We start from the raw sequence: 20,133 nt of genomic DNA on the forward strand, positions 1-20,133 counted from the left end.
TTAGATTGCACTAATACGGCGTGGGACACGTATATCCACCCTAATGACTGGGCTACTGTTCAGGCCTTATTTCAACTATTGCGAGTTTGGGTATGCGTTCGGTTTTTATCATTGATGACCATCCTTTCGTTCGTCTTTCCATCCGTATTTTGCTGGAGCACGAGGGTTATAAAATCGTCGGCGAAACCGATAACGGGATCGATGCCCTGCAGATCGTTCGCGAATGCCTACCGGACCTGATCATCCTCGACATCGGCATCCCCAAGGTCGATGGGCTGGAACTGCTGGACCGCCTCAATAGCCTGAGCCCGGCGCCCAGGACCCTGGTACTGACGGCACAATCGGCCGCCTTGTTCGCCGGGCGCTGCATGCAGGCCGGCGCCAGCGGGTATGTCAGCAAGGAACAGGACCTGGGTGAATTGGTCGGCGCCATCAAGGCCGTAAGCTCCGGTTACAACTACTTCCCCAGCCAGGCCCTCAGCCCCCTGCGCTCGGAAGACGGCTCCAACCTGGAGTTATTGTTATTCAGGAGCCTGAATAATCGGGAACTCATTGCCCTGCAACTTTTCGCACAAGGCTGCAGCAATAAAGACATTGCCAGCAGCCTGTTTCTCAGCAATAAGACCATCAGCACTTACAAGAAGAAAATCATGCAGAAACTCAACATTTCAACCATGAGCGAAATGATTGATATGGCAAAACGTAATGCACTGGTGTGAAACAGAGCGTCAATAAAGCGTTGCCGCATGAACCACACGGAAACCTCTGATCACGGTTCTGTAGCGCCCTTTGAACACAGGCTGAAAACACCGCCTTGGTCGCCCCGCCAACACTTGGTCGGCCCCTAAAAACAACGACCCGAGCATCTGCCCCTTGCCAGGAAACTATCAAAAAGCCACTATTTCGAGGTTTTCTCCAAGGCCCGCGTTCGCCAGGCCCTAGAGGCCTGCTGTCGTCAAGCTCGCCCCGCCGGTGTGCGAGGGTGCAGTGCTCCCGCTGTAACTACGCTAGACCGTTGAGCCACGCATCATGCCCCTTGGAGAGCGCTGGAATGCAAAGCACGCCACAGCCTGAAAAACGCCGCTTGCCTCTCCATGTTCACATCAGTGCGATGTTCACCTTCCTCCTGCTGCTGACCGGCGTAGTACTGGGCATCTTCAACTACCAGCAAACCACGCGGATCATCCTCTCCAGCAGCGAAAAGCTCTTCCAGCGCATCGAGCAGGACGTACAGAACGACCTGAAGTCCACCTATGAACCTATCCGCCACCTGCTCGACCTGCTGGCCCTGGCCCCGGCGAGCCAGGCACCCAGCCTGGAACAACGCCTAGGCCTGCTGCCGCTCTTCAGCCAGTCGCTGACCGACAATACGCGCCTGGCATCGCTGTACCTGGGGTACGCCAATGGCGACTTCTTCATGGTCCGGCCCTTGCGCAATGCGGCCCTCAGGGAAAAACGCCGGGCGCCGACGATGCCGCCTACGAAGTCTGGAGCATCGAGCGCAATGCCAGCAGCGGGCGGGTCCAGTCCCAGTCGCTGTTCTATAGCCGGCAACTGACGCTGATCAGCCGCCTGGAACACCCCGACGAACGCTACGACCCGCGTAATCGTGACTGGTTTGCCCATGCCCGCAGCGACGACACGCAAATCACCACCAAACCCTATGTGTTCTTTTCCACCCACAACGTCGGCACCACCCTGGCCCGACGCAGCGGCACGATGGCGGTGATCGGGGCCGACCTGACCCTGGAGCAACTTTCCGAAACCCTGGCCAAGCACAAGGTCACACCCGCCACCGAAATCGCCCTGGTGGATGCAGAGGGCAACGCCGTGGCCTACCCCGACAGCAGCAAGCTGATCGTCGAGGAACAGAGCGCGCGCCTGGCCAAGGCCAGCAGCCTGAACCCGGCCCTGGACGCCCTGCTTAAAGGCCAGGCCACCGACGGCCATTTGCAGACCCGGCAGCGTACCTGGATCGTTGCCAGCAGCCATATCGACGAAGGCGGCCCCGGTGGCTTGCAGTTGGCGCTGCTGGTGCCTGAGGACGAGTTGCTGGTGGATGCGTATCGCTTGCGCTGGCAAGGCGCCCTGATCACCTTGACCACCCTGTTGCTGTGCCTGCCCCTGGGCTGGCTGATCTCGCGCATTCTGGTACGGCCGCTGCGTAACCTGGTGCAGGAAGCCGACGCGATTCGCAGCTTCAACTTCAACTACCCGGCCGGCCGCCGTTCACCGGTGCTGGAGGTGGATCAGTTGAGTGTGTCCATGGGCCGGATGAAAGAGACGCTGGCGAGCTTTTTCGAAATCACCGCCAGCCTTTCGGCCGAAACCCGCTTTGACCCGCTGTTGCAGCGGGTGCTCTCCGAAACCGTGAAAATCGCCCAGGCCGAAGCCGGGCTGATTTACCTCCGCGAGAACAACGGACAGCACCTGGAACCCCACGGGCTGATCATCGATGGCCAGCACCAGGCGCTGGCCAGCTTCGATATTCGTACCCAGGACCCGGACGCCGCCCAGGCGCCGGCCTGGCTGCAACGACTGGGCAGCCACGACAACGTGGTAGCCACCCTGGGGTTCGACCAGGCGCAGGACCTGCAAAGCATCCTGCTGGCCCTGAGCTGCCCGAGGGCGCACCTGGTGGGTATCCGTCTGCGCAACCGGCACAACGAAACCGTCGGCGTGCTGGTGCTGTTGCTGGTCGACAGTGGCGACGAGTCGGACCTGGAAAAGCTCCGCCCGGACCGCATCGCCTTTATCCAGGCGATCTCCGGCGCCGCGGCGCTGAGCATCGAAAGCCAGCGCCTGCAAAACAAGCAGAAGCAACTGCTGGACGCTTTTATCCAATTGCTGGCAGGCGCCATCGATGCCAAGAGCCCTTACACCGGTGGCCATTGCCAGCGGGTGCCGGCCCTGACTCTGATGCTGGCCCAGGCCGCCGCCGACAGTCAGGACCCGGCCTTCCGCGCTTACCAGCCCAGCGACGATGAATGGGAAGCCCTGCACATCGCGGCCTGGCTGCACGATTGCGGCAAGGTCACCACCCCCGAGTACGTGGTGGATAAAGCCACCAAGCTGGAAACCCTGAACGATCGCATCCACGAAATCCGTACCCGCTTCGAAGTGCTCAAGCGCGATGCCTGGATCGATTATTGGCAGGCTCGCGCCGAAGGCCAGGAAGAAACCGTCCAGGCCACCAAGCGCGATGCCCGCCTGCAGCAACTGGATGAGGACTTTGCCTTTGTCGCCCGTTGCAACCTGGGCGGTGAAGCCATGGCCGCGGCCGATCTGCAACGCCTGGGCAGCATCGCCGAGTACACCTGGAGCCGCACCCTGGACGACCGTCTCGGCGTAGCCTGGGAAGAAAACCGCCGCCAGGAGCGCTCACCGGCCCCCGAACTGCCCGTGACCGAACGGCTGCTGGCCGACAAACCTGAACACCTGTTCGAGCGCAACCCGGCGGAACTGTTGAGCGCGGACAACCCCTGGGGCTTCAAGCTCGACGCGCCACCGTACAAGTACAACCGCGGCGAGCTGTACAACCTGAGCATCAGCCGTGGCACCCTCACCACCGAGGAGCGCTATGTGATCAACCACCACATCGTGCAGACCATCATGATGCTCAATCGCCTGCCGTTCCCCAGTCATCTGGCCAACGTCGCCGAGATTGCCGGCGGCCACCACGAAAAAATGGACGGCAGCGGCTACCCCAAACAATTGAAACGCGACCAGATGAGCCTGCCCGCACGGATGATGGCGATTGCCGACATCTTCGAAGCCCTGACGGCGGCGGACCGCCCCTACAAGAAGGGCAAGACCTTGAGCGAGGCCCTGATGATCATGGCGATGATGTGCCGCGATGCGCACATCGACCCCGAGCTGTTCGAGCTATTCATCCGCCAGCGGATCTACCAGCAGTACGCCGAACGCTTCCTGGCCCCACAGCAAATCGACACCGTGGACATCGAAGGCCTGCTGGCCAAGGCCGGCCTGCAGGCGTGAAGGCCGATCAGCAGTCGGTCAGCGCCAGGAAAATCGCTGCCAGGCGCTCGATGCCGGCTTGGTCTTCCAGGCTGAAGCGGGCCAGCTTAGGGCTGTCCAGGTCGAGCACGCCGATCAGCCGGTCGTCCTTGATCAGCGGCACCACCAGCTCGCTGTTGGACGCACTGTCACAGGCGATATGCCCGGCGAATGCATGCACATCCTCCACACGCTGGGTTTGCCGCGTGGCTGCCGCCGCACCGCAAACACCGCGACCAAAGGCAATGCGCACGCAGGCCACCTGGCCCTGGAACGGCCCCAGCAGCAACTCTTCATCCCGATTGAGGTAGAAACCCGCCCAGTTCAGGTCGTCCAGTTGGTTGAACAAAAAAGCCGAGAATTGCGCGGCGTTGGCGATGAAGTCCCGCTCATCGGCCAGCAGTGATTCCAGCTGTGCACACAGCAGCCCATAACCTTCCAGGCCCTTGCCAGCGTTTTGCAGATCGATCATGCCTTTTGCTCCAACAGCTTCAGTCCCACCCAATAGCGGGCAAATTGATAGGCACAACGGCCATTGCGGTTACCCCGCCCCGTCGCCCAGCGCACCGCCAGGATGTCCAGCGCCTCGTCACGCTGCCACTCAAGCCCGGCCTTGCCGGCCAGCTCGCCGATCCAGTGCTCGACCACATTGAGGAAATGCTCTTGGGTGAATGGATAGAACGACAACCACAGGCCGAAACGGTCCGACAGGGCAATCTTGTCTTCCACGGCTTCGCTGGGGTGCAGTTCGCCGTCGACGCGTTTCCAGTTTTCGTTGTCGCTCTCTTTTTCCGGCACCAGGTGCCGACGGTTGGAGGTGGCGTACAGCAGCACATTGTCCGGTGCCTGTTCCAGGGAACCGTCGAGGACACTCTTGAGCACCCGGTAATCCCCCTCACCGGCCTCAAAGGACAAGTCATCGCAGAACAGCACAAAACGCTGGGGCAGCTTCTGCAACTGCTCCACCACCCGCGGCAAGTCCGCCAGGTGATCGCGCTCGATCTCGATCAAGCGCAACCCGCCCTTGGCGTGTTCGGCCAGCAGCGCACGCACCAGGGAAGATTTTCCGGTGCCCCGGGAGCCCCAGAGCAGCGCATGGTTGGCCGGCATGCCATCGAGGAACTGGCGGGTGTTGCGGGCCAGTTGCTCGCGCTGGGTGTCGACCCCGATCAGGTCCGACAGGCGCATGTCGAGGCTGACTTCGAGGGGCAGGAGAAAACCACTGCGGCCTTCACGTTGCCAGCGGGCCGCCAGGCATTGAGTCCAGTCGATGGTGTGTCGTGGTGCGGGTAACAGGGGTTCGATACGGGCCAATACGGCATCGGCACGCTCAAGAAATGCATTCAATCGAGAATCCACGACTTTTCCTCAGGCACGTTCACAGTTAATGATGCAGCACACCGAGCAAAGGCCAACCTGAACGGCGGAACATTACGCGACAGTTCCAACGCCAGACCCCGCTGGCAAACACTGATGATCAGCTATGCTTGCGCAGCGAAAGGAAAGGGACGTGACTCAGCACCCCATGGACATCAAATTCACCAACCGCCTGTCTTACAAACAAGCCAGGCTCACTGTGCTGGTCGGTTTCATTCTCGGAACGGCGCTCAGCCTGCTGCAAATCGGCATCGATTATGCCAGCGAAGACGCCTCCATCAATCGGGAAATCAACTCGCTGCTGGAAATCAGCCACAACCCGGCGTCACGCATCGCCTACAACATCGATGCCGAACTGGCCCAGGAACTGACCCTTGGCCTGCTGAGCTCACCGGCGATCATCCGGGCCCAATTGATCGACAACAACGATACCGTGCTGGCCAACGTCGAACGCCCGGCACAACGCAGCGGCTACCGAACCATCAGCGACTCTCTGTTCGGCGCCAGCCGCCAGTTCGAAGACCGCCTGTTTCTCAGCCATCTACCGGAAGAATCCCTGGGCATCTTGCGCCTGGACGTCGATACCTACGCCTTTGGCAGCCGCTTCCTGCGTCGGGCCGAGGTGACCTTGATCAACGGCTTCGCCCGCAGCCTGATCCTCACCGGGATTCTCTTGGCGCTGTTCTACGTGATGCTGACCAAACCGCTGGTCGGGGTCATCCGCGAACTCAGCAGCCGCGACCCGCGCAGCGCAGAACAAGCTCGGCTGGACTGCCCGCCGGGGCATGAGAACGACGAAGTGGGGGTGCTGGTCAAGGTCGCCAACCAGCAGTTCGACACCATGTCCACCGAGATCCAGCAACGGCGCAACGCGGAAAACCGCCTGACCGACTACCTTGAGCAACTGGAAAATATCGTCTCGGCCCGTACCACCGAACTCAAGGCCAGCAACATCCGCCTCAGCCAGTCCAACGAAGAACTGGACATCGCCCGGCGCACCGCCCTGGACATGGCCCAGGCCCGCGCAGCGTTCCTGGCCAACATGAGCCATGAGATCCGTACCCCGCTCAACGGCCTGCTGGGCATGATCGCCCTGTCACTGGACAGTTCGCTGAACCCGGAGCAGCGCCAGCAGCTGTCCATCGCCCATGACTCGGGCAAGGTGCTGGTGGAGTTGCTCAACGATATTCTCGACATGTCCAAATTCGACGCCGGGCAACTGGAACTGGAGAGCATCCCGTTCGACCTCGCAGCCCTGGTCGAAGACACCGCCAACCTGCTGTCGCAGAACGCCGCCGCCAGCGTGGAGTTGGCCTGCCTGATCGCGCCGGACTTTCCGGCACTGGTCCTGGGGGACCCTACGCGGGTTCGCCAAATCGTCAGCAACCTGCTGTCCAATGCCCTCAAGTTCACCCGTTTTGGCCGGGTGGATGTGCGCCTGACCACCCAGGAACAGGGCGTGCGCATCGAGATCTGCGACACCGGCATCGGCATTGCCCTGGAAGCCCAGGTGAAAATTTTCCAGCCTTACACCCAGGCAGGAACCGGAATCACCCGTCAGTACGGCGGCACGGGCCTGGGCCTGGCCCTCACCAACAACCTCTGCGAAGCCATGCACGGGCGCCTGAGCATCAGCTCGGAAGTGGGCTTTGGCAGCCAGTTCTGCGCCGAACTGCCACTGCCCTGCCACACCCCGGCCCTCCCGGTACCGCCCCTGTCGGGCACCGTGATCGCCATCACCGAGTCCGGCAGCGGCCTGGCCGAACTGCTCGGCACCCTGCTGCCCGCCTGGGGCCTGGAGTATCGGCGGCGCGACATTCAGGACTCACGGAGTGGGTTGAGCGCCGACCTGCTGATCACCGACTGCCCGGAGTGCCTGTTCGGCCTGCGCCCGGGCCTGACCGCGCCGATTCTGCTGGTCACCGCCTATGGCAGCTTTCTGCCCAGCGAAGAAGCCAACGCCCTGGCGCCGCTGCAACAACAAGCCCGACCGCTGGCGCGCAACGCGCTGTACCAAACCCTGCGCCGCGCCCTGCGGGCAGAAACCATCACCCTCGACGAAACCTTGCTGGAACTGCGCACCAGCGTCAGCCGCGGGCGGATCCTGCTGGTGGAGGACAACCCGGTCAATCAACTGGTGGCCAAAGGCATGCTGAGCAAGCTCGGCTGCGAGGTCACGGTAGCCGTGCACGGCGCCGAAGCGCTGAACCAGCTTGAGCAGGCGCGCTTCGACTTGGTGCTGATGGACTGCAACATGCCGGTCATGGACGGTTATGAGGCCAGCCGGCAGATCCGCCACAGCGGGCGCTGGCCGGATTTGCCGATCATCGCCCTGACCGCCAACGCCATGCCCGAAGAGCGCGAGCGCTGCCGGGCCGCCGGCATGAGCGACTACCTGGCCAAACCGTTCCGCCGTGAGGAGTTGATCGCCCTGTTGGACCTCTGGGTGCCTATGACGACAAAGCTTTGACCTGGTCCAGCAACCGATCCAGGCCGTTGCGCAACTCGTCTAGGCTATTGAGATCGACTCCGCTGTCGCACAACAGCGCAGCCTTGAGTGCCGGCACCTTGTCGCGCAGGGCCAGGCCGGCCGGCGTCAGGCTCAGGTGCACCTCGCGCTCATCGTGCGCGGCCCGCTGGCGCTGCACCCACTGCAACTGTTGCAGGCGCTTGAGCAAGGGCGTAAGGGTGCCCGAGTCCAGGGACAAGCGCTCGCCCAGGGCCTTTACGGTCGGATACTCCGGCGGAGTCGCCTGCCACTCCCACAGCACCAACATGACCAGATACTGGGGATAGGTCAGGCCCAACTGGTCGAGCATCGGCTTGTAACCGCGGACCACCGCCCGCGAGGCCGCATAGAGTTTGAAGCACAGCTGGCGATCAAGCTTCAGCGAATCGTCGGACAGGTCATTCATTTGAGCAGGGCTTCAATCTCGCGGCTCAGGTCCTGGGGTTTGGTGGCAGGGGCAAAACGCTTGACCAACTGGCCGTCCTTGCCAATCAGGAACTTGGTGAAGTTCCACTTGATGCCTTGGGAGCCCAGCACGCCGGGGGCGCGTTTCTTCAACTGGACGAACAGGGGATGGGCGTCGGAACCGTTGACGTCGATCTTCTTGAACAGCGGGAAGCTGACGCCGTAGTTGAGCTCGCAGAACTCCGAGATCGCCCCTTCATTGCCCGGCTCCTGCTTGCCGAACTGGTTGCAGGGAAAGCCCAGCACCACCAGGCCCTGGTCCTTGTAGGTCTGCCACAGCTGCTCAAGCCCCTTGTACTGCGGGGTAAAGCCGCACTTGCTCGCGGTATTGACCACCAGCACCGCCTTGCCGGCGAAATCGGCCAGGGTCTTTTGTTCGCCCTTGATGGTGGTGCACGGGATGTTCAGCAGCGTGTCAGTCATGTCGTGGACTCCGGGAGGGATTCAAGGCAAACAAAATAGCGATCAATTAAATTGCGTGCAATTTAATTATCGGAAAAGCGATTTCGAAAAATCGCTCGCCTCGGCTAACGCGGCACCAGGTCCAGGCACACCGAATTGATGCAATACCGCAGGCCGGTCGGCGGTGGGCCATCCGGGAACACATGCCCCAGGTGTGCATCGCACTTGGCGCAAACCACTTCGGTACGGATCATGCCGTGGCTGATGTCACGGATCTCGACCATGGCACTGGCGCCGATCGGCTCGTAGAAGCTCGGCCAGCCGCAACCGGAATCGAACTTGGCGCGGGAATCGAACAGGGGTTCATTGCAGCAGATGCAATGATAGACACCGTCAGTCTTGGTGCCGTTGTACTTGCCCGAAAAAGGCCGCTCGGTGCCTTTCAACCGGCAGACGTTGTACTGCTCTGGATCGAGCATGGCCCGCCATTCTTCCAAGGTTTTTTCCAGCTTTTCCATGGTCCGTCCTCTGCAACTGAAAAAGCCCGATCTGTATCTTTTCCACGGATCAGGCGGCACGTATGATTGCGCCTCGTTAGACGCCAGTCTGGCAGTCACGTTACGTGCATTCAAACGGATTTTGCCGCAGCCAACGTCGGCTACAGGCCTGTGTGAAAACGCAGGATTCCCAGTGCGGTCATTCATCCACCGCCTGGATCGTTCATTTTCGGGATCACATCGCCATGCAGTTCAGCAAATCGAACAAGCTCGCCAACGTCTGCTACGACATTCGCGGCCCAGTGCTCAAGCACGCCAAACGCCTGGAAGAGGAAGGCCAACGCATCCTCAAGCTGAACATCGGCAACCCGGCGCCTTTTGGTTTCGAAGCGCCGGACGAAATCCTTCAGGATGTGATCCGCAACCTGCCGACTGCCCAGGGCTACAGCGACTCCAAAGGCCTGTTCAGCGCGCGCAAGGCGGTCATGCAGTACTACCAGCAGAAGCAGGTTGAAGGTGTCGGCATCGAAGACATCTATCTGGGCAACGGCGTGTCCGAGTTGATCGTGATGTCGTTGCAGGCGCTGCTCAACAACGGTGATGAAGTGCTGGTGCCGGCGCCAGACTATCCGCTGTGGACCGCTGCCGTCAGCCTGGCCGGCGGCAACGCGGTGCATTACCTGTGCGACGAAGGCGCCGACTGGTTCCCGGACCTGGCCGATATCAAGGCCAAGATCACCCCGAACACCAAGGCCATGGTGATCATCAACCCGAACAACCCGACCGGCGCGGTGTACTCGAAGGAAGTGTTGCTGGGCATGCTCGAACTGGCTCGCCAGCACAATCTGGTGGTGTTCTCCGACGAGATCTACGACAAGATCCTCTACGACGATGCCGTGCACATCTGCACCGCTTCGCTGGCCCCCGACCTGCTCTGCCTGACCTTCAACGGTCTGTCGAAGTCGTACCGCGTGGCGGGTTTCCGCTCGGGCTGGATCGCGATTTCCGGGCCAAAGCACAATGCCCAGAGCTACATCGAAGGCATCGACATGCTCGCCAACATGCGTCTGTGCGCCAACGTACCAAGCCAGCATGCGATCCAGACCGCCCTCGGCGGCTACCAGAGCATCAACGATCTGGTGCTGCCGCAGGGCCGTTTGCTGGAACAGCGCAACCGCACCTGGGAACTGCTCAACGACATTCCTGGGGTCAGCTGCGTCAAGCCGATGGGTGCGCTGTATGCCTTCCCGCGGATCGACCCGAAGGTATGCCCGATCCACAACGACGAGAAGTTCGTGCTCGACCTGTTGCTCTCGGAAAAACTCTTGGTGGTTCAGGGCACCGCCTTCAACTGGCCATGGCCGGACCACTTCCGCGTGGTGACCTTGCCGCGGGTTGACGACCTGGAACAAGCCATCGGCCGCATCGGAAGTTTCCTCAAGACCTACCGCCAATAGGCTTGCTAACCAGTGCGACTGTTCCGCAGTCGCACTGCGATTAATTCAGCAACACATCTTCACTCCCCTGCACCACCTCCCTTCTATAAGCTTGCACTTTCCGCCAAACCGACGGTCACAAGGGCTGGCAGAAACAACCACCTTCCCGACGTTCCCGGCCACCGTGGAAATGTCATGCAAGCGTCTAAACTCGGCCTATACGACACAGTTTGAAATAGTCACTCTGTTGAATAGCCCGGTGCCGCACCTTATATACCCCGCAGTACGCTACATCTTTAGCATGAGGAGATTTCTACAACCATGATGCGAATCCTGCTGTTTTTGGCCACTAACCTGGCGGTCGTGCTGATTGCCAGCATCACCCTGAGCCTTTTCGGCTTCAACGGGTTCATGGCGGCCAATGGGGTTGATCTCAACCTCAATCAGCTGCTGATTTTCTGTGCGGTCTTTGGTTTTGCCGGTTCCCTGTTCTCGCTGTTCATCTCCAAGTGGATGGCGAAAATGAGCACCAGCACTCAGATCATCACCCAACCGCGCACTCGCCATGAACAATGGCTGCTGCAGACCGTGGAGCAACTGTCCCGGGAAGCGGGTATCAAGATGCCGGAAGTGGGTATTTTCCCGGCGTACGAAGCCAATGCCTTCGCCACGGGCTGGAACAAGAACGACGCACTGGTCGCCGTCAGCCAAGGCTTGCTGGAGCGTTTCTCTCCGGATGAAGTGAAAGCCGTACTGGCCCACGAGATCGGTCACGTTGCCAACGGCGACATGGTGACCCTGGCCCTGGTTCAGGGCGTGGTGAACACCTTCGTGATGTTCTTCGCGCGCATCATCGGCAACTTCGTCGACAAGGTGATCTTCAAGAATGAAGAGGGCCAGGGTATCGCCTACTACGTGGCGACCATCTTCGCCGAACTGGTACTGGGTTTCCTCGCCAGCGCCATCGTCATGTGGTTCTCGCGCAAGCGTGAATACCGCGCGGACGAAGCCGGTGCCCGCCTGGCCGGTACCAGCGCCATGATCGGCGCCCTGCAGCGCCTGCGTTCGGAACAAGGCCTGCCGGTGCATATGCCCGACACCCTGAATGCCTTCGGCATCAACGGTGGCCTGAAACAAGGCCTGGCTCGCATGTTCATGAGCCACCCGCCGCTTGAAGAGCGTATCGAGGCCCTGCGCCGCCGCGGCTGATAGCCACTGGCGCAACACCCAAAAGGGCGACAAAAGTCGCCCTTTTGCATGGCCACCCAAAAACCACGCGCTGGTTACCCTGCGGTGTGAAAGTCCCCCAGGCGATAGGCCCGCTCTTCCAGACGCGGTACGCCGGCTTGCAGAAACTTCCCACTCTCGCCCAAGATGTCGCGCTGCCCCTGGACCGCCACCTGCCAGCGCGCAGCCAATAGACGCTCGACTTCCTCATCGAGCACGGCAAAGGGTGGTCCCTCGATCAGCGCCTGGTCGTAGTCCATGGTAATCAGCAGGCCATCACAGCACCGGGGAAGAATGGTGCGCAGGTGCGCGGCATAGCGCTCACGCATCTCAAGAGGCAAGGCAATCAGCGCCGCGCGGTCATAGAAGCCGGCAACGCCCGCAACATCCTCTGCGCGCAAGGCAAAGACGTCACCGCACCACAACTGGATCAAACCGTCCTGGTAGACCTTGAACGCCCCCTGTTGAGTGACCGTTGGCGCCAACCCTTGTTCGTGGAAGAAGCCTTCCACCGCTTTCTCCGAGAGCTCTACGCCCAGTACGCGATGCCCGCGATTGGCCAGCCACATCAGGTCCAGGCTTTTGCCGCACAGTGGCACCAACACCTGCGCCCCTTGGGCCACGGCCAACGACGGCCATAACGACTGCAGATAAGGGTTCACCTGCGCCAAGTGGAAGCCGATCTGGTCGCTCGCCCAACGCTTGTGCCAAAACTCCGGCTGCATAAATCCTCCCGTGAATTCGATTAAAAAGCCCTAAAACTTATATTAGATTTAGATCAATGATCTGATTGAAGATGGCGCATCTTAACGCTCAGGACCTTATTCATGCTGCCCAGCCTGTTTATCTCTCACGGTTCACCGATGCTGGCCCTGGAGCCCGGCGCCAGCGGCCCTGCCCTGGCCAACCTGGCAGCACAGTTGCCACGACCCAAGGCGATCCTGATGGTTTCAGCCCACTGGGAAAGCCAGGACCTGCGGGTCAGCGCCCACCCTCACCCGGAAACCTGGCACGACTTCGGCGGTTTCCCCCCAGCCCTGTTCGCCGTGCAGTACCCGGCCCCGGGAAACCCCGAGCTGGCGGCACAGGTGGTGGAGTTGCTCCAGGCGGATGGCCTACCCGCACAGCTTGATCACAAGCGCCCCTTCGACCACGGCGCCTGGGTGCCGCTGTCGCTGATGTACCCGCAGGCGGATATCCCGGTGATTCAGCTGTCGCTGCCCAGCCACCTGGGTCCTGCCCTGCAGACTCGCGTCGGTCACGCCCTGACCAGCCTGAGGGAACAAGGCGTACTGCTGATCGGTTCCGGCAGCATCACCCACAACTTGCGGGAGCTGGATTGGCACGCTGGCCCGGAAAGCATCGAACCCTGGGCCAAGGCCTTTCGCGACTGGATGATCGAGCATCTGGCGGCCAACGATGAGCCGGCCCTGCACGACTACCGGAAACGGGCGCCCCATGCCGTGCGCAGTCACCCCAGCGATGAACACCTGCTGCCGCTGTATTTCGCCCGGGGTGCCGGGGGTGACTTCAGTGTTGCCCACCAAGGTTTCACCCTGGGAGCGTTGGGGATGGACATCTACCGCTTTGGCTGACGATTCACCTGTACAAACCCACTTACTGCCTGGCTGGGCAAACCCCAGGCAAAAAAAATCCCCGAACCAGTCGGGGATTTTTTATGTTCGATCAATCAGCCCGTGGGCGGATCAATCTTCGCGGTAGCGACGCAGCTTCAACTGCTTACCGGCAACGCGAGTGTCCTTCAGCTTGGTCAGCAGTTTCTCCAGACCATCTTCCGGCAGCTCCACCAGGGAGAAGCTGTCACGCACCTGGATGCGACCGATCGCTTCACGTGCCAGGCCACCTTCGTTGAGGATGGCGCCCAGCAGGTTCTTGGCAGCGATACCGTCACGCGCGCCCAGCGCGGTACGGCAGCGAGCACGGCCTTCAGCCAGCGGGATCGGCGCACGACGCTCACGATCACCACGGTCCGGACGATCACCGGTACGCTCAGGACGGTCACCACGTGGTGCGTTGTTCGGCACCAGTGGGCGTTCCTTCTCGATGGCCGCCAGGTTCAGCGCTTGGCCATTGGTGGCCTTGCGCAGCAGCGCAGCGGCCAGGGCACGCGGGCTGCAACCGATGTCGGCGGTCAAGCGATCCAGCAGCTCACCGTGGGTCGATTCAGCATCAGCGACCAGCGGCGACAGGCTGTTGGTCAGCTTCTTGATGCGAGCATCAAGAACGGCTTGGGCGTCCGGCAGGCGAACTTCAGCAACCTTCTGACCGGTTACACGCTCGATCACTTGCAGCATGCGGCGCTCACGTGGAGTCACCAGCAGCAGCGCACGACCTTCGCGACCGGCACGGCCGGTACGGCCGATACGGTGAACGTAGGATTCCGGGTCGTACGGCATGTCCACGTTGAATACGTGGGTGATGCGCGGTACGTCCAGGCCACGAGCAGCAACGTCGGTCGCCACAACGATGTCCAGACGGCCATCCTTGAGGGAATCGATCACACGCTCACGCTGGTTCTGGGCAATGTCACCGTTCAGCGCAGCGGCTTTGTAGCCTTTGGCTTCCAGGGCGCTGGCCAGGTCCAGGGTCGCTTGCTTGGTGCGCACGAACATGATCAGGGCGTCGAAATCTTCCACTTCCAGCAAGCTGAGAACGGCAGAAGTCTTCTGATCAGCGTGAACCAGCAAGTGAGCCTGTTCGATCGCGGTCACGGTCTGGGTCTTGCTCTGGATCTTCACGTGCTTCGGATCGCGCAGGTGGCGCTCAGCGATGGCACGAATCGATTGCGGCAGAGTGGCCGAGAACAATACAGTCTGGCGGGACTCAGGCATGGCCTTGAAGATGACTTCCAGGTCATCCATGAAGCCCAGCTTGAGCATTTCGTCCGCTTCGTCGAGAACCAGGTGGTTCACGGTAGCGAGGACTTTTTCGTCGCGACGCAGGTGGTCGCACAGACGGCCCGGAGTGGCGACAACAATCTGTGCGCCATTACGGATTGCTTTCAATTGTGGGCCCATCGGCGCGCCGCCGTAGACAGCCACAACAGTTACGCCCGGCATTTGCTTGGCGTAGGTTTCGAAAGCGGTTGCAACTTGCAGCGCCAACTCACGGGTTGGGGCCAGGATCAGAGCTTGCGGCTCGCGCTTGGACGGATCGATGCGGTGCAGGATAGGCAGGGCGAACGCGGCGGTTTTACCGGTACCGGTTTGCGCCTGGCCAATCATATCGTGACCGGCAAGGATGATCGGGATCGACTGCTGCTGAATGGCCGAAGGCTCTTCATAGCCGGTAGCGACTACTGCAGCGACAATATTGGGATGAAGTTCAAGAGCGGCGAAGCCGCCGATTTCCTGGGTCATGGGTCTGCCTCTAAGTGCATCCGCAAAGACCCATGCTCCAAAGCTGCGCATGCCGTGTAAGACTCAAGAGTCGCCCTGGCAGCTTTGTCGGCGGGGATTTGCGAAAACGATTGAATGAATGGATCGTCAAGGATAGCCCGCGCAGCGGACAAGCAGCCGAAGCTGACTTCGGGGAATTGCAATACCTAAACGTGGCCCGTCTAAAGGCCGGCGCGCACTATACCGGAATTACTCAAAAAAGGGAGTTTTTTTTATCGGAAAAATCCGCTGAACGCCTCTGTGGAACGGGCTTTGCGCAGCGTCCGGCAAAGGTCTATTTTGCAAAGGCCCGCCCCTGTTGGTCATCAAGCTTAAACGGTTCACCCAGTAGCCTGGAACCGTCGGTCCGAACCCTCTCCGCCACCCGAGGAAATGCGCCATGAGTCAGCCCAGCAGCAGTCGCGTCAGCCGTGAACAGCAGGGTCATCTGTTCCTCATTGGCCTGGACCGGGTCGCCAAGCGCAACGCTTTCGACCTGGCGTTGCTGAACCAGCTAAGCCTGGCCTATGGCGAGTTCGAGGCCAGCAGCGAAGCACGGGTGGCGGTGGTGTTCGGCCACGGTGAGCATTTTACCGCTGGGCTGGACTTGGCCAATGTTGGCGCCGCCATGGCCGAAGGCTGGCAGGCGCCGACCGGCGGTTGCGACCCCTGGGGCGTATTTGCCGGGCCCAGGGTCAGCAAGCCAGTGATTGTTGCGGTGCAGGGCTACTGCCTGACCATTGGCATCGAGTTGATGCTCGCCGCCGATATCAACCTGTGTGCCAGCAATACGCGCTTTGCCCAGATGGAGGTCCAGCGGGGGATTTTTCCGTTTGGCGGTGCGACGCTGCGCCTGCATCAGATTGCCGGCTGGGGCAATGCCATGCGCTGGCTGCTCACCGGTGACGAATTCGACGCCCATGACGCCCTGCGCCTGGGGCTGGTCCAGGAGGTCATGGCCAGCGAGGACTTGCTGCCGCGGGCCATTGAACTGGCCGAGCGAATCGCCCGCCAGGCCCCGCAGGGGGTGCAAGCCACCTTGATGTCCGCGCGCCAGGCCCGGCTGGAGGGCGAAACCGCCGCCGCCCAAGGGTTACCGCCCCTGGTGAAAAAGCTGCTCAACAGCGAGGACGCCAAGGAAGGCGTACGGGCCATGGTCGAGAGACGGCCCGGAGTGTTCAAGGGCTGTTGAACGGCGCGACGGACAATGGCCTCGCCGACCAGCCGGCACCTGGCATCAGGTGGCCGGACGAATGGCCTTGATCAGTGGCAGCAACGAATAACCCAGGCGCGGTGCCAGGATCTCGGCACGCTCAATCAAGGCCGCTCGGTCCAGTTCCTGGTCCAGATCGGCGGGCACGATCAGGATCACATTGCCCTCCTTCACCGGCAGCTCCCAGTAATGCCGGTGATACAGCCCGCGCAACAAGGCCGCGCCCAACGGCTTGCCGTCGTCGGTGGCCCACTGATTGATCACCAGCCAGCCTCCCGGGTTGAGGCGTTTCTGGCAGTTTTCCAGGAACCCCCACGCCAAGTGCCCGACGCCCGGACCGACGTCGGTGTACAGGTCGACAAAAATCAGATCGGCAGACTCGGCGCTGTCCAGCAGCTCCAGGGCATCCCCGACTCTTATATAGAGACGTGGATCGTCATCCAGCCCCAAATATTCGATGGCCAGGCGCGGCACATCCGGGCGCAGCTCAATGGCTTCAACGTCTTCCAGGGGCAGGAACTTCAGGCACGCCTGAGTCAGGGTGCCGGCGCCCAGGCCGAGGAACAGCGCACTCTCCGGCGCCTCGTGGCACAGGGCGCCAATCAGCATGGCGCGGGTGTAGTCGTACTCCAGCCAGCTCGGGTCGGCAGTGAAGACACAGCTTTGCTCGATGGCATCGCCAAACTCAAGAAAGCGGTAGTCCGCCACTTCCAACACCCGGATCATGCCGAACTCATCATGCACTTCGGCGAGCAGGCGCTCGACGCGCTCCTCAGTCATGTCATCTCCTAGCTGCGACGGGGCTCAACCTCGCCATCGCGATCAACCAGCCGCTCGACCGTGAGCGGGAAAGGCGCGATTGTCGGCCAACCAAGCGGAGCAGGTCACGCACTAAATTACTGCTAACATGCCTGCCCCCACCGTAAACACTTGAGCCGACGATGAGCCAACCCTGGAGTCCTGACAGCTGGCGCGCCTTGCCGATCCAGCAGCAACCCCACTACCCGGACGCTGCACATTTGCTGCAGGTCGAGCAGACCCTGGCCAGCTATCCGCCGCTGGTGTTTGCCGGTGAGGCGCGGGAGCTGCGCCGCCAGTTTGCCGAGGTCACCCAGGGCCGCGCCTTTCTCTTGCAGGGCGGTGATTGCGCGGAAAGCTTCGCCGAGTTCTCGGCGGCGAAAATCCGCGACACCTTCAAGGTCCTGCTGCAAATGGCGATTGTCATGACCTTTGCCGCCGGCTGCCCGGTGGTCAAGGTGGGGCGCATGGCCGGCCAGTTTGCCAAGCCGCGCTCGGCCAACGATGAAACCATCAATGGCGTGACCCTGCCGGCTTACCGTGGCGACATCGTCAACGGTATCGGTTTCGACGAAAAGAGTCGGGTGCCCGATCCGGACCGCCTGCTGCAGTCGTACCACCAGGCCACGGCCACCCTGAACCTGCTGCGGGCCTTCGCCCAGGGCGGCTTTGCCGACCTGCATCAAGTGCATAAATGGAACCTGGACTTTATCGCCAACTCGGCCCTGGCCGAGAAGTACAGCCAGTTGGCCGACCGCATCGATGAAACCCTGGCCTTCATGCGCGCCTGCGGCATGGACAGTTCGCCACAACTGCGTGAGACCAGCTTCTTCACCGCCCACGAAGCGCTGCTGCTGAATTACGAAGAAGCCTTCGTGCGCCGTGACAGCCTGACCAACGACTACTACGACTGCTCGGCCCACATGCTGTGGATCGGCGACCGCACCCGTCAGTTGGACGGTGCCCATGTGGAGTTCCTGCGCGGGGTGCACAACCCGATCGGGGTCAAGGTCGGCCCGAGCATGAACACCGAGGAGTTGCTGCGCCTGATCGACATCCTCAACCCGGACAATGACCCTGGGCGCCTCAACCTGATCGTGCGCATGGGCGCCAACAAGGTCGGCGATCACCTGCCACAGCTGATCCGCGCCGTGGAAGGTGAAGGCAAAAAGGTGCTGTGGAGCTCCGACCCGATGCACGGCAACACCATCAAGGCCAGTAGTGGCTACAAGACCCGGGACTTTGCGCAAATCCTCAATGAGGTGAAGCAGTTCTTCCAGGTGCACCAGGCCGAGGGCAGCTACGCCGGCGGCATCCATATCGAGATGACCGGGCAAAACGTCACCGAGTGCATCGGCGGCGCACGGCCGATCACCGAAGACGGCCTATCAGACCGCTACCACACCCATTGCGACCCAAGGATGAACGCCGACCAGTCCCTGGAACTGGCGTTCCTGATTGCCGAGACCTTGAAGCAGGTCAAGCGCTGAGAGCCCGGCCCGCGCCTGTCGGAAGCGGGCCGGTTTAAACCAGTAGCCCACGCAAACGCTGGGCACTGGCCCGCTGGCAATTGAGCTGGATGTCCGCCAGCCCCAGCCAGTCGGCCAGTTGCCGCAGGTTCAAGGCCAGCGCCTGCATCCCGGCGTCATCCAGCCCAGGCACTTCTTCATGCACCGCGTGCACCGCCAGACGGCCCTGGGCCCGTTCGGCACGCAGGTCGACACGTGCGGCAATGCGCTCGTGGTACAGGAACGGCAGCACGTAGTAGCCGTAGACCCGCTTGTGCTGCGGGGTATAGATCTCCAGCCGATAGCGGAAGTCGAAGAGCCGCTCGGTTCGGCTACGCTCCCAGATCAACGAGTCAAAGGGTGACAGCAAGGCACTGCCCTCAACCTTGCGCGGCACCTTGGGCGCCGGCAGGCAATAGGCCGGCTGCCGCCAACCTTGCACATTACAGAGTTGCAGTTGGCCATCCTCCAGCAGCTCAGCCAGGCGCGCCCCACTCTCAGCCGGCGTCAGGCGAAAGTAATCGCGCAAGTCCTTTTCCGTGGCCACGCCCAACGCCGTCGCCGCGTGCAGTAGCAAACCGCGCTGCGCCTCAGCCTCGCTAAGGGAGGAACGCTGCAGAATCCGCTGGGGAATCACGCGTTCGGGCACGTCATACAAGCGCTCGAAACCACGACGCCCGGCCACCGTGACTTCGCCGGCGGCAAAGAGCCATTCCAGGGCCATTTTTTCCGCGCTCCAGTCCCACCAGGGCCCGGCCCGTTCCTGCCGGGTCGACAGGCTGCCAGCCCCCAATGCCCCTTGGGTCTCGACCGCTGCCAATACCTGGCGAATGGTCGCCTGCTGCTCAAGGCCAAAACGCGCCAACTGGCCATAAATGCCCTGCCCTTGGCGTGCCTGCTGCATGCGCCAGCCCATCAGCGGGTACATCTCCAGCGGCAACAGCGACGCCTCGTGCCCCCAATACTCGAAAAGCGTGCGCTGGCGTCCCTGGCTCCAGGCGGCCTGGTCGAGCAACTGCGGTGCGTAGTGGCCCAGTCGCGAGAACAATGGCAGGTAGTGCGAGCGCACCAAGGCGTTGACCGAATCGATCTGCAGCACGCCCAAACGCTCGATCAGGCGGTTGACCTGGGCCGACTTGATCGTTGCCGGCGGCTGGCGCCCGGAAAACCCTTGGGCCGCCAAGGCCAGTCGCCGAGCCTGTTTGAGGGAAAAAGACAGTTCTGCGGGCATCGCATTCTCCTGGTCAGCCCGCAAACTACCTCAGCAAGAAGCGGCTTGTGTAGCG

General features: G+C 61.5%; 17 protein-coding genes and 1 pseudogene. 9 read left to right on the forward strand and 9 right to left on the reverse strand.

The window, feature by feature from the left end; all coding sequences use genetic code 11:
- Positions 1-92: 92 nt before the first annotated feature.
- Positions 93-719 (forward strand): response regulator transcription factor, encoded by a 627-nt coding sequence (locus M1B35_RS07000; RefSeq protein WP_268261583.1) that lies wholly within the window; start codon positions 93-95, stop codon positions 717-719.
- 332 nt (positions 720-1,051) lie between these two features.
- A pseudogene (locus tag M1B35_RS07005) lies at positions 1,052-3,999 on the forward strand (HD domain-containing phosphohydrolase).
- A gap of 7 nt (positions 4,000-4,006) precedes the next feature.
- Here the strand turns inward: M1B35_RS07005 and M1B35_RS07010 are convergent.
- On the reverse strand, positions 4,007-4,489 hold the full coding sequence (locus M1B35_RS07010) for a GAF domain-containing protein (protein WP_268261584.1): 483 nt from the start codon (positions 4,487-4,489) through the stop codon (positions 4,007-4,009).
- Positions 4,486-5,376, reverse strand: a complete 891-nt coding sequence (locus tag M1B35_RS07015; RefSeq protein WP_268261585.1) for an ATP-binding protein — start codon at positions 5,374-5,376, stop codon at positions 4,486-4,488. The genes M1B35_RS07010 and M1B35_RS07015 overlap by 4 nt, the downstream gene beginning before the upstream one ends.
- A gap of 166 nt (positions 5,377-5,542) precedes the next feature.
- Between M1B35_RS07015 and M1B35_RS07020 the strand changes: the two genes are divergently transcribed.
- Positions 5,543-7,864 (forward strand): hybrid sensor histidine kinase/response regulator, encoded by a 2,322-nt coding sequence (locus tag M1B35_RS07020; RefSeq protein WP_123328222.1) that lies wholly within the window; start codon positions 5,543-5,545, stop codon positions 7,862-7,864.
- Here M1B35_RS07020 and M1B35_RS07025 read toward each other — a convergent pair.
- The 3 genes from M1B35_RS07025 to msrB all read right to left on the reverse strand — a co-directional run bounded on the left by M1B35_RS07025 (position 7,845) and on the right by msrB (position 9,288).
- Positions 7,845-8,309, reverse strand: a complete 465-nt coding sequence (locus M1B35_RS07025; protein WP_268261586.1) for a MarR family winged helix-turn-helix transcriptional regulator — start codon at positions 8,307-8,309, stop codon at positions 7,845-7,847. The two genes, M1B35_RS07020 and M1B35_RS07025, sit on opposite strands and share 20 nt — an antisense overlap.
- Positions 8,306-8,791, reverse strand: a complete 486-nt coding sequence (locus tag M1B35_RS07030) for a glutathione peroxidase (protein WP_123328224.1) — start codon at positions 8,789-8,791, stop codon at positions 8,306-8,308. Before M1B35_RS07030 ends, M1B35_RS07025 begins: the two co-directional genes overlap by 4 nt.
- A 104-nt stretch (positions 8,792-8,895) precedes the next feature.
- On the reverse strand, positions 8,896-9,288 hold the full coding sequence (msrB, locus tag M1B35_RS07035) for a peptide-methionine (R)-S-oxide reductase MsrB (protein ID WP_123328225.1): 393 nt from the start codon (positions 9,286-9,288) through the stop codon (positions 8,896-8,898).
- Between the two features lie 224 nt (positions 9,289-9,512).
- On the opposite strand from msrB, the gene M1B35_RS07040 reads away from it, so the two are divergent.
- Both M1B35_RS07040 and htpX read left to right on the forward strand, forming a co-directional pair.
- Complete coding sequence (locus tag M1B35_RS07040) at positions 9,513-10,724, forward strand: pyridoxal phosphate-dependent aminotransferase (protein ID WP_123328226.1); 1,212 nt, start codon at positions 9,513-9,515, stop codon at positions 10,722-10,724.
- 300 nt (positions 10,725-11,024) lie between these two features.
- Positions 11,025-11,912: a protease HtpX gene (htpX, locus tag M1B35_RS07045; RefSeq protein ID WP_123328227.1), complete on the forward strand. Its 888-nt coding sequence runs from the start codon at positions 11,025-11,027 to the stop codon at positions 11,910-11,912.
- A 74-nt stretch (positions 11,913-11,986) separates the two neighbouring features.
- Here the strand turns inward: htpX and M1B35_RS07050 are convergent, their stop codons facing one another.
- A complete protein-coding gene (locus tag M1B35_RS07050) occupies positions 11,987-12,655 on the reverse strand; it encodes a thiopurine S-methyltransferase (RefSeq protein ID WP_268261587.1) in 669 nt (222 codons plus the stop codon).
- Between the two features lie 102 nt (positions 12,656-12,757).
- Between M1B35_RS07050 and M1B35_RS07055 the strand changes: the two genes are divergently transcribed.
- Complete coding sequence (locus M1B35_RS07055) at positions 12,758-13,525, forward strand: DODA-type extradiol aromatic ring-opening family dioxygenase (protein WP_268261588.1); 768 nt, start codon at positions 12,758-12,760, stop codon at positions 13,523-13,525.
- A gap of 111 nt (positions 13,526-13,636) precedes the next feature.
- Here the strand turns inward: M1B35_RS07055 and M1B35_RS07060 are convergent, their stop codons facing one another.
- Complete coding sequence (locus M1B35_RS07060; protein ID WP_123328230.1) at positions 13,637-15,310, reverse strand: DEAD/DEAH box helicase; 1,674 nt, start codon at positions 15,308-15,310, stop codon at positions 13,637-13,639.
- 110 nt (positions 15,311-15,420) lie between these two features.
- On the opposite strand from M1B35_RS07060, the gene M1B35_RS07065 reads away from it, so the two are divergent.
- Both M1B35_RS07065 and M1B35_RS07070 read left to right on the forward strand, forming a co-directional pair.
- On the forward strand, positions 15,421-15,732 hold the full coding sequence (locus M1B35_RS07065; protein WP_185039059.1) for a hypothetical protein: 312 nt from the start codon (positions 15,421-15,423) through the stop codon (positions 15,730-15,732).
- Positions 15,729-16,520 (forward strand): crotonase/enoyl-CoA hydratase family protein, encoded by a 792-nt coding sequence (locus tag M1B35_RS07070; protein ID WP_123328231.1) that lies wholly within the window; start codon positions 15,729-15,731, stop codon positions 16,518-16,520. Before M1B35_RS07065 ends, M1B35_RS07070 begins: the two co-directional genes overlap by 4 nt.
- Before the next feature lie 45 nt (positions 16,521-16,565).
- Here the strand turns inward: M1B35_RS07070 and M1B35_RS07075 are convergent, their stop codons facing one another.
- Positions 16,566-17,321: a spermidine synthase gene (locus M1B35_RS07075; RefSeq protein ID WP_123328232.1), complete on the reverse strand. Its 756-nt coding sequence runs from the start codon at positions 17,319-17,321 to the stop codon at positions 16,566-16,568.
- A gap of 161 nt (positions 17,322-17,482) precedes the next feature.
- Here M1B35_RS07075 and M1B35_RS07080 point away from each other — a divergent pair, with 161 nt between their 5' ends.
- Positions 17,483-18,829 (forward strand): class II 3-deoxy-7-phosphoheptulonate synthase, encoded by a 1,347-nt coding sequence (locus tag M1B35_RS07080; RefSeq protein WP_123328233.1) that lies wholly within the window; start codon positions 17,483-17,485, stop codon positions 18,827-18,829.
- Positions 18,830-18,863: 34 nt separating this feature from the next.
- Here M1B35_RS07080 and M1B35_RS07085 read toward each other — a convergent pair whose 3' ends face one another.
- Positions 18,864-20,078: a winged helix-turn-helix domain-containing protein gene (locus M1B35_RS07085; protein WP_268261589.1), complete on the reverse strand. Its 1,215-nt coding sequence runs from the start codon at positions 20,076-20,078 to the stop codon at positions 18,864-18,866.
- Between the last annotated feature and the right edge of the window lie 55 nt (positions 20,079-20,133).

It is taken from the genome of Pseudomonas morbosilactucae (genome assembly GCF_023241665.1).
Taxonomy (GTDB): domain Bacteria; phylum Pseudomonadota; class Gammaproteobacteria; order Pseudomonadales; family Pseudomonadaceae; genus Aquipseudomonas; species Aquipseudomonas morbosilactucae.